At 72.0% G+C, this 14,072-nt stretch carries 13 protein-coding genes; all 13 read right to left on the bottom strand.

Going from position 1 to position 14,072, the window contains the following annotated elements:
- Window positions 1-91: 91 nt before the first annotated feature.
- Complete coding sequence (locus BEP24_RS04195; protein WP_139197504.1) at window positions 92-1,045, bottom strand: hypothetical protein; 954 nt, start codon at window positions 1,043-1,045, stop codon at window positions 92-94.
- Between the two features lie 347 nt (window positions 1,046-1,392).
- Window positions 1,393-3,084, bottom strand: a complete 1,692-nt coding sequence (locus BEP24_RS04190) for a phospho-sugar mutase (RefSeq protein ID WP_065960699.1) — start codon at window positions 3,082-3,084, stop codon at window positions 1,393-1,395.
- Window positions 3,085-3,128: 44 nt separating this feature from the next.
- The gene (locus BEP24_RS04185; RefSeq protein ID WP_065960611.1) at window positions 3,129-3,956 is read right to left on the bottom strand and encodes a purine-nucleoside phosphorylase; all 828 of its coding nucleotides are present in this window, start codon (window positions 3,954-3,956) and stop codon (window positions 3,129-3,131) included.
- 32 nt (window positions 3,957-3,988) lie between these two features.
- Window positions 3,989-4,267, bottom strand: a complete 279-nt coding sequence (locus BEP24_RS04180) for a PTS sugar transporter subunit IIB (RefSeq protein ID WP_065960609.1) — start codon at window positions 4,265-4,267, stop codon at window positions 3,989-3,991.
- Window positions 4,264-4,710 (bottom strand): PTS sugar transporter subunit IIA, encoded by a 447-nt coding sequence (locus BEP24_RS04175; protein WP_065960608.1) that lies wholly within the window; start codon window positions 4,708-4,710, stop codon window positions 4,264-4,266. The genes BEP24_RS04180 and BEP24_RS04175 overlap by 4 nt, the downstream gene beginning before the upstream one ends.
- Window positions 4,711-4,715: 5 nt before the next feature.
- Window positions 4,716-5,828 (bottom strand): adenosine deaminase, encoded by a 1,113-nt coding sequence (locus tag BEP24_RS04170; RefSeq protein WP_065960607.1) that lies wholly within the window; start codon window positions 5,826-5,828, stop codon window positions 4,716-4,718.
- A 134-nt stretch (window positions 5,829-5,962) separates the two neighbouring features.
- Window positions 5,963-7,252, bottom strand: a complete 1,290-nt coding sequence (locus tag BEP24_RS04165) for a thymidine phosphorylase (RefSeq protein WP_065960606.1) — start codon at window positions 7,250-7,252, stop codon at window positions 5,963-5,965.
- Between the two features lies 1 nt (window position 7,253).
- Window positions 7,254-7,781, bottom strand: coding sequence for a cytidine deaminase (locus BEP24_RS04160; protein ID WP_083230066.1), 528 nt, complete (start codon window positions 7,779-7,781; stop codon window positions 7,254-7,256).
- Between the two features lie 19 nt (window positions 7,782-7,800).
- A complete protein-coding gene (locus BEP24_RS04155; RefSeq protein WP_065960604.1) occupies window positions 7,801-9,087 on the bottom strand; it encodes an ABC transporter permease in 1,287 nt (428 codons plus the stop codon).
- Entirely contained in the window at window positions 9,084-10,328 is a 1,245-nt protein-coding gene (locus BEP24_RS04150; RefSeq protein WP_083230075.1) for an ABC transporter permease, read from the bottom strand. Before BEP24_RS04150 ends, BEP24_RS04155 begins: the two co-directional genes overlap by 4 nt.
- Before the next feature lie 145 nt (window positions 10,329-10,473).
- Window positions 10,474-11,994, bottom strand: a complete 1,521-nt coding sequence (locus tag BEP24_RS04145; protein ID WP_065960602.1) for an ABC transporter ATP-binding protein — start codon at window positions 11,992-11,994, stop codon at window positions 10,474-10,476.
- Window positions 11,995-12,080: 86 nt separating this feature from the next.
- Window positions 12,081-13,154 (bottom strand): BMP family ABC transporter substrate-binding protein, encoded by a 1,074-nt coding sequence (locus BEP24_RS04140; RefSeq protein WP_065960599.1) that lies wholly within the window; start codon window positions 13,152-13,154, stop codon window positions 12,081-12,083.
- 282 nt (window positions 13,155-13,436) lie between these two features.
- On the bottom strand, window positions 13,437-13,847 hold the full coding sequence (locus BEP24_RS04135) for a hypothetical protein (RefSeq protein ID WP_065960598.1): 411 nt from the start codon (window positions 13,845-13,847) through the stop codon (window positions 13,437-13,439).
- Window positions 13,848-14,072: the final 225 nt, after the last annotated feature.

The following is a 14,072-nucleotide window of genomic DNA, read 5'->3' as shown; positions in this document are numbered from 1 at the left end:
GGCCCTCGCACAACCCGGAGCACGTCGCACCACGGCTTCCCGTGGCGCGACGTGCTCCTGCTTGTTCGGGGGCACGTCGCACCATGTCGTGTCACCGCACGGTCGTGAAGCGTCGCCGGGTCGTGGGCACCCCGAGCACGCGCAGGACGTCGCGGAGGCGCTCGGTGTCGTCGGTCTCCGCGAAGCCGATGCGACCGAAGCCGTGCACCTCGGGACGCCGACGGATCCGGTCCTCCCGGTGCTTCTCGGCGACCACCACGTCGGCCGCGGTCTGCCCGGCTCGGCGCAACGACGGGTCGGTGTACTTCACGCGCCCGTCGAACTCCAGGACGACGCCCTGCTCCGGGAACCAGAAGTCGACGACGCCGATGAGCCCGTCGACGTCGTCGAACCGGTGCTGCAGTTCCGGCTCCGGCGCACCGACCTCGTCGAGCGCGACCCGCGCCACCGACTCCCCCGGCGACCCCGACCGCCCGTCCGCCAGCGCGATCGCACGCTCCGCGCGGGCACGGAACTGCACCGACCCGGCGGCGTCGAGCGCGGCGAGGACGTCCGCCCGGTCGGTCCCGGCGGCCAGGGCGACGTCGAGCGCCGGCACACTCGTCCGGATCGGGTAGGCGACGGCGAGGTCGGCGACCGTGCTCGCCCGGTCGGTGAGCGAGCGCCCGTTCGCGATCATCGAGTCCGTGCGGAACCGCCGTCCGGCTCCGGCACGCTTGTGGACCGTGCGGAGCGTCTGCCCGGTGGTGCGCAGGGGGTCGAGCACCTCGACCGCGACCGGGAACTCCCCCGGCCACGGCAGGCCGTGGAGTGCTGCCGCTGATGCGTGCGACACGACGAGCCGCGGGGCGAGCAGATCGTGGACGGCCTTGATGCGGGCGATGTGCCGTTCGCCGGGGTTCGCTCGTCGCCACTCGTCGGCGTCGACGAACCGGCCCGGTGCGAGCCGGACGAGCTCACCCCGGAGCGCGCGGTCGCGGAGGTCACGGCCGCGCCTCCCACTCGGGTCCGCACCACCGCCGACGACGATCTCCAACCTGGCCATGACCGCAACGGTGACCGACGTCCGACGTTCTCGACCGCGCGGCGGCCGAGCTGTGGAGAGCTGCTCAGTCCTCCCGCTCTGTGGAGGAACGTGCGACGCGGGCGCGCGGCGCGCGTCAGCGGCGCGCGCCGGCGCCGCCGCGCGCCTCCGCACCGTGGTGCGACGTGCTCGCGCACAACGGAAAGCACGTCGCACCACGCGATCGCGTGGTGCGACGTGCTTTCCGTTGTGCGGATGGCGCGAGCGTCCGAAGGCGCCGCGACCGACGCACGGACACGCCGCGCCGACGCAGGCAGCGGCGCGGCAGCGGCGCGGCAGCTGCGCCCGGGCGCGGCGCCGCCGCGACCCTACGACACCAGCGGGCGCACGTCCGCGGCGATGGCGTCGACGAGGGCCTGCGCCTCGGCCGAGGACTCCGCGACGGTGTCGATGTACACCTTGACCTTCGGCTCCGTCCCGCTCGGACGCACGATGACGCGTGCGCCCCCGTCGAGGTCGTACCGCAGGATGTCGGACGGCGGGAAGCCCTCGACCCCCGCGTCGTAGTCCGTGACCCGCTGCACGGCGCGGCCCCCGAGCGACGTCGGCGCGCTCGAACGCAGGGCCGCCATGACCTCGCCGATGCGGGAGAGGTCGTCGACCCGCGTCGCGACCTGCCCGGAGGCGAAGGCACCGAACTCGGCGGCGAAGGCATCGAGCTGGTCGGCGATCGTCCGGCCCTGCTCGGCGAGCGACGTGGCGAGCGACAGGAGTTCGAGCGCCGCCGAGATGCCGTCCTTGTCGCGCACCACATGCGGGTCGACGAGGTAGCCGAGCGCCTCCTCGTACCCGAACACCAGTCCGGGCACGCGCGACACCCACTTGAAGCCGGTGAGGGTGTCGCGGTACTCCAGACCGTGCGCCGCCGCGACGCGGGCGAGTGCCGGCGAGGACACGATCGACGCCGCGAGCGTCCCGCCCGTCCCGGCCTCGGCGGCGCGCTGGGCAGCACGCCAGCCGAGCAGCCACCCGACCTCGTTCCCGGAGAGACGCCGGAACCCGTCGCCGGTCGGGATCGCGAGCGCCAGGCGGTCGGCGTCGGGGTCGTTCGCGATGACGAGGTCCGCACCGACCGCGGCGCCCCGCGCCTCGGCCAGGTCCATCGCCCCCGGCTCCTCCGGGTTCGGGAACGCGACCGTCGGGAACGCACCGTCCGGTTCGATCTGCTCCGGCACGGTCGCCGGCTCCGCGAAGCCGGCGGCGGCGAAGACCGCGCGCGCGGTCTCCCACCCGACCCCGTGCATGGCCGTGTACACGACCTTCGGCTGGGCATCGACCGGGAGGCGCGGGGCCGGTACGATCGCGGCCGTCGCGGCCACGTACGCCGCGGCCAGGTCCGGGCCCGCCGTCACGTAGTCCGTCGCGCGTCGCAGGTCGCCGAGCGGCGTCGCCGCCACGGCGGCGATCGCGTCCGCGATCTCGCCGTCCACCGGCGGCACGATCTGCGAGCCGTCGTCGTCCCCGCCGAGGTACACCTTGTAGCCGTTGTCCCGCGGCGGGTTGTGGCTCGCCGTGACCATGACACCCGCCCCGACGCCGAGGTGCCGGACCGCGAACGCCAGCACCGGGGTCGGGAGCGCCGACGGCAGCAGGGTGACCGCGAGCCCGAGGCCGCGCATGACCTCGGCGGAGTCCCGGGCGAACACGTCGGAGTTCACACGGCCGTCGTAGCCGATGACCACGCTGCGGTCCCGGCCGGTGTCGACGAGGAAGCGCGCGAGGCCAGCGGCGGCCTGCGAGACGACCACGCGGTTCATGCGGAGTGGACCGAACCCGAGCTCGGCGCGCAGCCCGGCGGTCCCGAACGCCAGGCGTCCGGCGAACCGGGCACGCAGCTCGGCCTCGGCGTCGGCGTCACCCGAGGTGGCGCGGTCGAGCACCGCGAGCAGCTCGCCACGGGTCTCGTCGTCGGGGTCCTGGTCGGCCCAGGCCCGCGCGACCGCGAGGACGTCGGAGGAGCCGGTCCCTGCCCCGTCCGTACCGGCCTCGGTGCCGGTCAGGTCGCCGTCGGCGATGGACCCGTCCGATGCTCCGTCGTGCCGGCTCACAGGGCGGTCACCACCCGGGCGAGCAGGTCGGCGATGACCGGCTCGGCCTCCTTGCCGGCCTCGAGCACCTCGGTGTGGGACAGCGGCGTCTTCTGGATGCCGGCGGCCAGGTTCGTGATGAGCGAGAAGCCGAGGACCTCCATGCCCGCCTGGCGCGCGGCGATGGCCTCGAGCGCGGTGGACATGCCGACGATGTGCCCGCCGATCGCCTTGGCCATCTGCACCTCGGCCGGGGTCTCGTAGTGCGGGCCGCGGAACTGCGTGTACACGCCCTCGTCGAGCGACGGGTCGACCGACTTCGCGACCGCGCGGAGCCGCGCCGAGTACAGGTCGGTCAGGTCGATGAACGTGGCGCCCTCGAGCGGGCTGTCCGCGGTCAGGTTGATGTGGTCGCTGATGAGCACCGGGGTGCCCGGCTTCCAGTGCTCCTTGATGCCGCCGGCACCGTTGGTGAGCACCATCACCGAGGCACCCGTGGCCGCCGCGGTGCGGACGCTGTGCACCACGCGGCGCACCCCGTGGTTCTCGTAGTAGTGCGTGCGCGCCCCGATCACGAGCGCGTGCCGCCCGTCGGCGAGGCGGATCGAGCGGACGGTGCCGGAGTGCCCGGGGACCGCCGACGCGCTGAAGCCGGGGACGTCGGCAGCGTCGATGGTCGACACGGTCTCGCCGATGAGGTCGGCCGCCTTGCCCCAGCCGGAGCCGAGCGTCAGGGCGATGTCGTGCCGCTCGATGCCGGACCGGTCAGCGATGACGGCGGCGGCGTCGCGGGCGACCTCGAACGGGTCGGTGGTGGGGTCGTTCAGCGGGTTCTCCGTGCTCATGCCCCAACTCTAGAGGGCGGGCAGGAGACCGCTCAGTGCTCCCCGAGCGCCCGGTCGACGGCCGCCGTGATCTCCCCCTGGTCGAAGTGGTTCCGGATCACGATGACCTCGGCGTAGGTGTCCCCGATGGCCTCGACGAACTCGGCGCTCGTCAGGATGACGTTCGCGTCGTCGGCCGCGGCCCGGACGGAGGCGACGTCCGCCGCGACCACGGCGGCGGAGAGGCCGAGCGACTCGAGCGCCTTCTCGGCGTTCACCTTGAGGATGCCGCTCGAGCCGATGCCCGCGCCGCAGATGGTGACGATCTTCACGCCGGTACCCCCAGGATCGCCCGGACCTCGTCGGGTGTCGAGGCCGCTGCCAGCCGCCCGGTCACCGTGGGGTCGTTGAACGTGTTGGCGATCTCGCCGATCGACTCGAGGTGCGCGCCGACCTCGGCCACCGCGAGCCCGAGGACGACGGACACCGGGTCGTTGTGCGGGTGCCCGAACACCACCGGCTCGCGCAGCGTCACCACCGCGAGGCCGTCCCGGCGCACCGTCGGGCCCGGTCGGGCGTGCGCGAACGCCAGTCCGGGTGAGATCACGATGTACGGACCGTGCTCGTCGACGAGGTCGATCATCGCCTGGGTGTACGCCTCGGTGGCCGCACCCGAGGTGACGAGGGCCTCCCCCGTGCGCTCCAGTGCCTCGCGCCAGGTCGACACGACGGCGCCGAGCACGACGGCGGTGTCCGGCAGTGGTGGCAGCGGCATGTGCCTCAGGCCTCCTGGTACCCGGCCGTGATGGTCGCGATGATCTCCTCGCGGTCCTCGAGCGGCAGGAACGACCCGAGCGCGGCGTTGATCTGGAACGCCGCGAGGTCGTCGAGGTCGTAGCCGAACGTGCCGGCCAGCAGCGCGAGCTCGCGGGACAGCGAGGTGCGGCTCATGAGGCGGTTGTCGGTGTTCACCGTGACCCGGAAGCCGAGCTGGTAGAGCACGTCGAACGGGTGGTCGGCGAGGTCGTCGCCCCAGGCCGCGACGGCACCGGTCTGGAGGTTCGACGACGGCGACACCTCGAGCGGGATCTCGCGGTCGCGGACCCACGACGCGACCTCGCCGAGGGACGCGAGGGTCGACCCGTCACCCGCGTCGGACAGCGTGACGTCCTCGAAGATCCGCACGCCGTGACCGAGGCGGAGCGCGCGTCCGTCGACCAGGGCTGAGCGGATCGAGGCGAGCCCGTCGGCCTCGCCCGCGTGCACGGTGACGGGGAACAGCTCGGACGCGAGGTACTCGAACGCCGCGCGGTGTCCGGAGGCGGGGAACCCGGCCTCGGCGCCGGCGATGTCGAACCCGACGACGCCGCGGTCGCGGTGGCGCACGGCGAGCTCGGCGATCTCGAGCGAGCGGTCGGCGTGGCGCATGGCGGTGACGAGCTGCCCGACGCGGATGGCGCCGTCGGCGGCCTGGACGGCCTCGGCGATGCCGGCCTGGACCGCCTCGACCGTCTCGTCGAGGGTCAGCCCGCCACGGAGGTGCTGCTCGGGTGCCCAGCGGACCTCGCCGTACACGACGCCGTCGGCGACGAGGTCCTCGACGAACTCCTTGCCGACGCGGTGCAGCTGCTCGGCGGTCTGCATCACCGAGGTGGTGACGTCGAAGGTCTTCAGGTACTCGACGAGCGAGCCGGAGTCGGACTGGTCGGCGAACCACTGCCCGAGCGCCTCGGGGTCGGTCGTCGGGAGCGTGACGCCGGCCTCGTCCGCCAGCTCGACGATCGTCGCGGGACGGAGCCCGCCGTCGAGGTGGTCGTGCAGCGACACCTTGGGCAGGTCGTCGATGACCGCTCCGGCGTCGGGGAGGCGGTAGGTGGGGGCGTCGGCGCTCATGCGTCCCAGGCTACCGGTGCGCACCGACCGCGCGCGGGCCACGCACACCCACCGCCGACGGGGCCCGGCCGTACCGACCGCACACGCCGCGCGCCCGGACGCCCCGACCGCGCGCGGTCGGCCGCCCCGCCCACTCAGGAGGTGATGCGCTCCCGCACGATCGGCCCGCGCGGCTCCGCCGCGGCCCCGATCGCCCACGCGCCCTCGAGCGACCCGAGCGCCCGCTCGAACCGCTCCGGCTCGTCGGTGTGCAGCGTCCACAGCGGCTGCCCCGCCGTGACGGTGTCGCCGGGCTTCACGTGCAGCTCGATGCCCGCGCCCGCCTGCACGGGGTCCTGCGCCCGGGCCCGACCGGCGCCGAGACGCCAGGCGGCGATGCCGAACGGCAGCGCGTCCTGCTGGACGAGCACACCGGACTCGGGCGCGGTGACGACGTGCTGCTCGCGGGCGACCGGCAGGTCCGCCGCGGGGTCGCCGCCCTGCGCCGCGATCATCCGCCGCCAGGTGTCCATCGCCCGGCCGTCGGCCAGCGCGGCCGCCGGGTCGGCGTCCGGCAGACCGGCGAGCCGCAGCATCTCCGACGCCAGCTCGACGGTCAGCTCGACCACGTCGGCCGGGCCACCGCCCGCGAGCACCTCCACCGACTCGCGCACCTCGAGGGCGTTGCCGATGGTCAGGCCGAGCGGCACGCCCATGTCGGTGAGGAGCGCCGAGGTCGCCACCCCGGCGTCGTTCCCGAGGTCGACCATCGTCTGCGCGAGCTCCTTGGAGGCCTCGTAGGTCGGCATGAACGCGCCGGAACCGAACTTCACGTCGAGCACGAGCGCCCCGGTGCCCTCGGCGATCTTCTTCGACATGATGCTCGACGCGATGAGCGGGATGCACTCGACCGTCCCGGTGATGTCCCGGAGCGCGTAGAGCTTCTTGTCCGCCGGTGCCAGTCCGGAGCCCGCGGCGCAGATGACCGCCCCGACCTCGGCGAGGACCTGCATCATGCGGTCGTTCGAGATCGACGCCTGCCAGCCGGGCACCGACTCGAGCTTGTCGAGCGTCCCGCCGGTGTGCCCGAGTCCGCGGCCGGACAGCTGCGGGACCGCGACGCCGAACGACGCCACGAGCGGTGCGAGCGGCAGGGTGATCTTGTCCCCGACGCCACCGGTGGAGTGCTTGTCGACGGTCGTCTTGCCGAGCGAGCCGAACGACATCCGCTCCCCCGACGCGATCATCGCGAGCGTCAGGTCCTTGATCTCGCGGCGCTCCATCCCGTTCAGGAAGATCGCCATCGCGAGGGCCGCCATCTGCGGGTCCTCGACGTAGCCGCGCGTGTAGGCGTCGACCAGCCAGTCGATCTCGGGCGTGCTGAGGGCGTCGCCGGAGCGCTTGGTGCGGATCAGGTCGACGGTGTCGAACGGCTCGACGGCCATGTCAGTGCTCTTCCTGGTAGGTGGCGAGGGTCCGCGGCCCGAAGGCGTCCGGCAGGATCTCGTCGATGGTGCGGATGCCGGAGACGGTCTCGAGGAGCATGCCCTCGGCCGAGTGCTCGAACAGCAGCTGCCGGCACCGCCCGCAGGGCATCAGGGTCGCGCCGTCGCCGTCCACGCAGGTGAACGCGACGAGCTTGCCGCCACCGGTCATGTGCAGCTGGGACACGAGCGAGCACTCGGCGCACAGGGTGACCCCGTACGACGCGTTCTCGATGTTGCAGCCGGACACGACGCGCCCGTCGTCGGTGAGGGCCGCGGCCCCCACCGGGAACGACGAGTACGGCGCGTAGGCGCGCCCCATGGCGGTGGTCGCCGCCTCCCGCAGGACGGCCCAGTCGACGTCGACGGTCACGTCGACGTCGGTGCCGGGACCGGCCTGGAGGCTCGTGGCCGGGTCCGTCCAGGTCGGCTCGCCCGTCTCGGGGTCGGTGGCGACCCCGTCGCCACCCGCAGCGTGCGTGTCGGTCATGTGCCGCGCCTCCAGTCCGTCAGCTCTTGGTGTACGGCTTGCCGGCGGCCGCCGGTCCGCGCGACTGCCCGACCAGGCCGGCGACCGCGAAGATCGTGACGACGTAGGGCAGCATGAGCAGGAACTCGCTCGGGACGGGCGAGCCGACCGCGGCGAGCGTGTTCTGCAGGTTCGAGGCGAAGCCGAACAGCAGCGCCGCGAGCGTCGCGCGGATCGGGTCCCACCGGCCGAAGATCACCGCGGCGAGGGCGATGTAGCCCGCGCCCGCGGTCATGTCCTTCGTGAAGCCGCCCGCGGCGTCGAGCGTGAAGTACGCACCGCCGAGACCGGCGACCGCACCCGCGAGCGAGACGTTCCAGAACCGGGTGCGCGCGACGTTGATGCCGACCGTGTCGGCGGCCTGCGGGTGCTCGCCGACCGCGCGGAGGCGCAGGCCCCAGCGCGTCTTGAACAGACCGAAGGTGACCACCGCGACGGCGACGTACGCCAGGTAGACGACGACGGTCTGCTCGAAGAAGATCGGTCCGATCACCGGGATCTGGTGCAGGACCGGGATCTCGATGCGGGGGAACCGGATGCCGACGTTGAGCGTCTGCTGGTTCGGCGAGAGCACCTGCGAGTACAGGAAGCCGGTCAGACCCGAGATGAAGGCGTTGATGACGACACCGACGATGACCTGGTCGACGAGGTACTTGATGCTGAACGCCGCGAGGACGAACGACACGAGCACACCCGCGACGAGGGCGCCGACGAGCCCGACCCACGCGGAGCCGGTCAGCGAGGCGATCATCGCCGAGGTGAACGCGCCGGCGAGGAACTGGCCCTCGATGGCGATGTTCACGACGCCGACGCGCTCGGAGATCACGCCGCCGAGCGCGCCGAACACGAGCGGGACGCTGAGGCTCAGCGCGCCGACGAGCATGCCGGGGATCGTGATCGAGTCGCCCGCGACGGCCCAGCTGAGGAAGCCGACGACGAAGACGAGCGCGAACAGCGCGGTGACCCAGAGCGGGACGCGGCGCGACCCGCGGGTCTCGACGACGGCGTAGACCGTCGCGATCGCGAGCAGGACGATGACGACCACGCCGGTCGCGGCCGCCGGGAGCGGCACGTTCGGCAGCGCGAAGAAGTCACCGGACGTCGAGAGCCGGAAGGTGGCGGTGCCGGGACGGCGGGCGAAGCCGAAGAGCACGAGTGCGAGCAGCGTGAAGACGCCGTACGCGATCGGGGTCTTCCAGCTCCGGGTCGTCTCGACGGGACGGTCCGCGGGCAGGGCCGGGACGGCGGTGGGGCTCAGGGTGCTCATGCGGCGACCGCCTTCTTGCTGGTCTTCGTGCGGACGCGGCGACGCGCACCCGGCTGCGGGATCCGGAAGATCGCGCGGACGAGCGGCGGGGCGGCGATGAAGAGGACGATGAGGGCCTGGATGACGCCCACGATGTCGATCGGGATGCCGTTCGCGGCCTGCATGGCGTAGCCGCCGTTCTTCAGGACGCCGAACAGGATGGCGGCCCAGAACACGCCCCACGGCTTCGAGCGTCCGAGCAGCGCGACCGTGATCGCGTCGAACCCGATGCCCGCGTCGATGCCGGACGTGAAGCCCGAGGTCACGGCGCCCTGCACCTGGTACGCACCCGCGATGCCGACGAGCGCGCCGGAGATCACGAGCACCCAGATCGTCAGCGCGGGGACGCTCATGCCGGCCACGCGTGCGGCACGGGGGTTCTCACCGATCGTGCGGAAGCGGAAGCCGAGCGAGGACTTGTTGACGAGCCACCACACCACGACGACCGCGATGATCGCCACGATGAACCCGACGTTCACGCCGTAGCGCGGGCCGAACAGCGCCGGGAAGACCGCGCTCTCCTTCGTCGCGGGCGAGATCGGGTTCGCGCTGCCCGGGGCCTGCAGCAGGCCCGGGGTGCGCAGCATGAAGCTGACGAGGTAGAGCGCGACGTAGTTGAGCATGATCGTCACGACCACCTCGTTCGCGCCCGTCCGTGCCTTGAGCACGCCGACGATGCCACCCCAGACCGCACCGCCGACGATGCCGGCGAGGACGGTGAGCGGGATGTGCACGGCGGCGGGGCCGTCGAACGAGAAGCCGACCCAGCCGGCCGCCGCGGCGCCCATCAGGATCTGGCCCTGGCCGCCGATGTTGAACAGGCCCGCGCGGAAGGACAGCGCGATGCCGAGACCGGCCGCGACGAGCGGGACGGCGTAGTCGATCGACCGCGTGATCGGGACGACCGCCTGGGCGAACGACGGCGCACCGAAGTTGATGACGGACCCCTGGAAGAGCGAGGCGTACGCACCGCCGACCGAGGTGCCGATCGCCTGCAGCGTGTCGGTCGGTCGGGCGAAGAAGTACCCGGCCGCGGCGCGGACGTTCTCGTCGGTCAGCGCGATGAGGACACCGCACGCGACGAGGGCGAGGACGACGGCCAGGACCGTGACGAGCACGGAGCCGTTCACGATCTGCTGCGCGGCCGCACGCCAGCGGTCGCCACCGGCGCGTCGCTCGGTGTCGTCCGCGGAGTCCGTCATCAGGTGCGGGGTGGCCTCGACGTCCTGCAGGCGGTCGTCGGTGGGGGTCTCGACCGGGGTCGCCGGCTGCTGCGTGTGGTCTGGCGTGTTGCTCACGCTGCCAGCTCCGTTCCTGCTGCGTTGGTGCTGTGGAGTTCTCCGGCCATCATGCGACCTGCTTCGTTCCTTCGGGGAGTTCCCCGGCCATCATGAGGCCGAGGACGTCGCGGGGGGTGTCCGCGGGGACGATGCCGACGATGCCGCCGCGGTACATGACCGCGATCCGGTCGGCGAGGGCCACGACCTCGTCGAGCTCCGTGGAGACGACGATGACGGGGACGCCGGTGTCGCGCGTGGCGACGATGCGCTTGTGCACGAACTCGATCGAGCCGACGTCGATGCCGCGGGTCGGCTGGGCGGCGACGAACAGGCGCAGCTCGCGGCTCAGTTCGCGTGCGAGGACGATCTTCTGCTGGTTGCCGCCGGAGAGCCGGCCGGCCGCGGTGGCGCGGGACGGCGTCCGGATGTCGAACTCGGCGATCTTCTCGTCGGCGAACGCGTCACGCTCGGCGGCTCGGATGGTGCCCGCGCGGACGAACTCGTCGTGGTCGGCACGGTCGAGCATGAGGTTCTCGGCGATGGTGAACTCGCCGACAAGCCCGTCCTCCTTGCGGTCCTCGGGGACGAAGCCCACCCCGGCGTCGAGCACCTGCTTGACGGTGCGGCCGGTGAGCTCCTTGCCGTCGAGCACGATCCGCCCGGCGTGCACGGGCTCGAGGCCGATGATCGCCTCGGTGAGCTCGGTCTGCCCGTTGCCCTGCACGCCCGCGATGGCGAGCACCTCGCCGCGGCGGACCGTGAAGGAGACGTCGTCGACGAGCACGACGCCGGACGGGTCGGTGACGGTGACGTGGTCGACGACGAGGGCGTCCTCGCCGCCGGAGGCCGGTGCCTTGTCGACCACGAGCGAGACCGCACGGCCGACCATGAGTGCTGCGAGCTCGTTGTTCGTCGCGGTCGGCGAGGCCTCGCCCACGACGGCGCCGAGGCGGATGACCGTGATCCGGTCGGCGACCTCGCGCACCTCGCGCAGCTTGTGCGTGATGAAGACGATGGCGGTGCCGGCTGCGCGGAGCTGGCGCATGATGCCCATCAGCTCGTCGGTCTCCTGCGGCGTGAGCACTGCGGTGGGCTCGTCGAACACGAGCACCTTCGCGTCGCGGGACAGCGCCTTGATGATCTCGACGCGCTGCTGCACGCCGACCGGCAGGTCCTCGACGCGGGCGTCCGGGTCGACGTCGAAGCCGAAGCGGTCGCTGATCTCCCGGACGCGGGCGCGCGCACCGGCGAGGTCGAGGCGTCCGCCGAAGGAGGTCTGCTCCTGACCGAGCATGACGTTCTCGGCGACGGTGAAGACCGGCACGAGCATGAAGTGCTGGTGCACCATGCCGATGCCGGCGCGCATGGCGTCACCCGGTCCGTCGAAGTCCTGGACGACGTCGTCCAGGAGGATCTCGCCCTCGTCGGCCTGGTACAGGCCGTACAGGACGTTCATCAGGGTCGACTTGCCGGCACCGTTCTCGCCGAGGAGGCAGTGCACCTCACCCGGCTCGACGGTGAGCGAGATGTGGTCGTTGGCGACGAGGGGACCGAACCGCTTCGTGATGCCGCGGAGTTCGAGCTTCATGTTCGCTTGAGTCTGTTTCTGTCGGTGCTTGTGCGGGGACACGTCGATGCGGGCGGAGGACTGGTCCCCCGCCCGCATCGGTCGTGTTACTTGACGGTCGCCTTGGTCTCGACCGTGATCGAGCCGTCGATGATGCCCGACTTGATCTTGTCCAGCTCACCCTGCAGACCCGAGTCGACCTTCGACGCGTAGTCGTGGAACGGGGCGATGCCGACGCCGTCGTTCTTCAGCGTGCCCACGTAGGGGGTGTTCGAGTACTTGCCGCCGGCGGCCTGCTCGACGACGTCCTTGACGGCGGGGCGCATGCCCTTCTCGACGGACGTGAACGCGATGTCCTTGTAGCGGGGGTCGGCCTCGTACAGGTCGCTGTCGGCACCGATCAGCACCGAACCGTTGTTCGCGTCCTTGATCGCCTCGGCAGCCGACTGGTAGATCGGACCACCGACGGGCAGGATCACGTCGGCGTCCTGGTCGAGGAGCGTCTGCGCCACGGCCTTCGCCTGCGTGCCGGCGTCGAAGCCGCCCGTGAAGGAGCCCTTCTGGCTGTCGACGTCCCAGCCGACGACCTTGACGTCCTTCTTCTTCTGCTCGTTGAAGTACTTGACGCCGTCCGCGAAGCCGTCCATGAAGATGGTGACGGTCGGGATCTGCATGCCGCCGAAGGTGCCGACGACGCCGGACTTCGAGTACGACGCCGCCGCGTAGCCGGCGAGGAAGGCGGCCTGCGAGGTGTCGAACGTGATCGGCTTGACGTTCTTCGCGTCGATCGAGTTGTCGTCGATGATCGCGAAGTCGGTGTCGGGGTTCGCCGCGGCCTGCTTCTTCGTCGCGTCGGCCAGGTTGAAGCCGACGGTGACGATGAGGTTGCAGTTCTGGCCGACGAGCTGCTGGATGTTCGAGTCGTAGACGGTCGCGTCCTTCGACTCGGCCGACTTGTAGGTCGCGCCGAGGTCGGACGCAGCGTCCTTCATGCCCTCGAACCCGAGCTGGTTGAACGACTTGTCGTCGAAGCCACCGGCGTCGGAGACCATGCAGGGTCGGAAGTCGCTCTTCTTCGAGGACGCGGATTCGGACGGGGCGGCCGAGCAGCCAGCGAGGACTGCCATGGTGCCGGCGAGCGCGATGCCGCTGAGCACGACCTGACGGGTACGAGATGTCACGGGTTGGTTCCTCCGGGGAGCGGTGCCCGGACCACGTGCGTTCCGGGCGATCGTGGCGACAGTACACGACCGTCGGGCCGGTACAGAACGCCCCTGAGCGGGTGCCGGGATCAGTTACGGGATCGCGACCCCGCCGAAACGCGCCCGTAACGGGAGGGCACGGGCGGTCCCCACTCCGCGGGACACGAGGGCGATTTCGTGGTGGAGCGCTACACCCGTCCGTGCGGGTCGGCGATCGTGCACGAAAGGGTCACACGGCTGCCGTGTTCGTGGCGGCGAGGTTCACGGCTGCGGCGCATCGTCCGCGTCCCGTTCGGCCATGCGGTCGGCGTCGCCGGGGAAGCACAGCGAGAGGGCCTGGACGGTGGTGTTGCCGGAGGGGGTGTACACGCTGATCGAGGAGATCTCCCCACCGCCACTGGCGAAGACCGCCGGTTCGTCGGCCGAGCCGCGCACGACGACGTCCATGCCCTGTCCGCGCCAGTACTCCGCTACACGCGCGCCGTCGGCGGCGGGGTCCCCGGTGCGGGTGCTCCCCGTCAGGTACCGCCACTGCGCGCCCTGCTCGCCGCTCGGGAGGGTGCAGTCCTCGGCGTAGTCCGGGCCGGTCCGGGCCTGCCAGTCGCCGCCGAGGAGCCCCGTGGCGTCGTCCACGGCGGCCACCATCTGCTGCTTCGCGGTGTCCGCGTCCACCGTGGGCGCCGTTGCTCGTGTCGTCCTCGCATCCGGGTGCAGAAGCGCGCACCCGCCGAGGAGGCCGACGACCGCCACGGCTGCGAGACACCCACCGGTCGCGCGGCGCGTCCGACCCCGTACCGTGCCGACTTCCGCCGTGATCTCCCCCGCCAGCACTCCCCCGGTTCGTTCCGGCCCCCAGGGCCGGGACGACCGTACCCGTCCCCGCCCCCGTCCCCGTCC

Origin of the sequence: Curtobacterium sp. UCD-KPL2560 (genome assembly GCF_001705035.1) — a bacterium.
Lineage (GTDB): Bacteria > Actinomycetota > Actinomycetes > Actinomycetales > Microbacteriaceae > Curtobacterium.
This window is presented reverse-complemented; position numbering and strand designations above follow the sequence as displayed.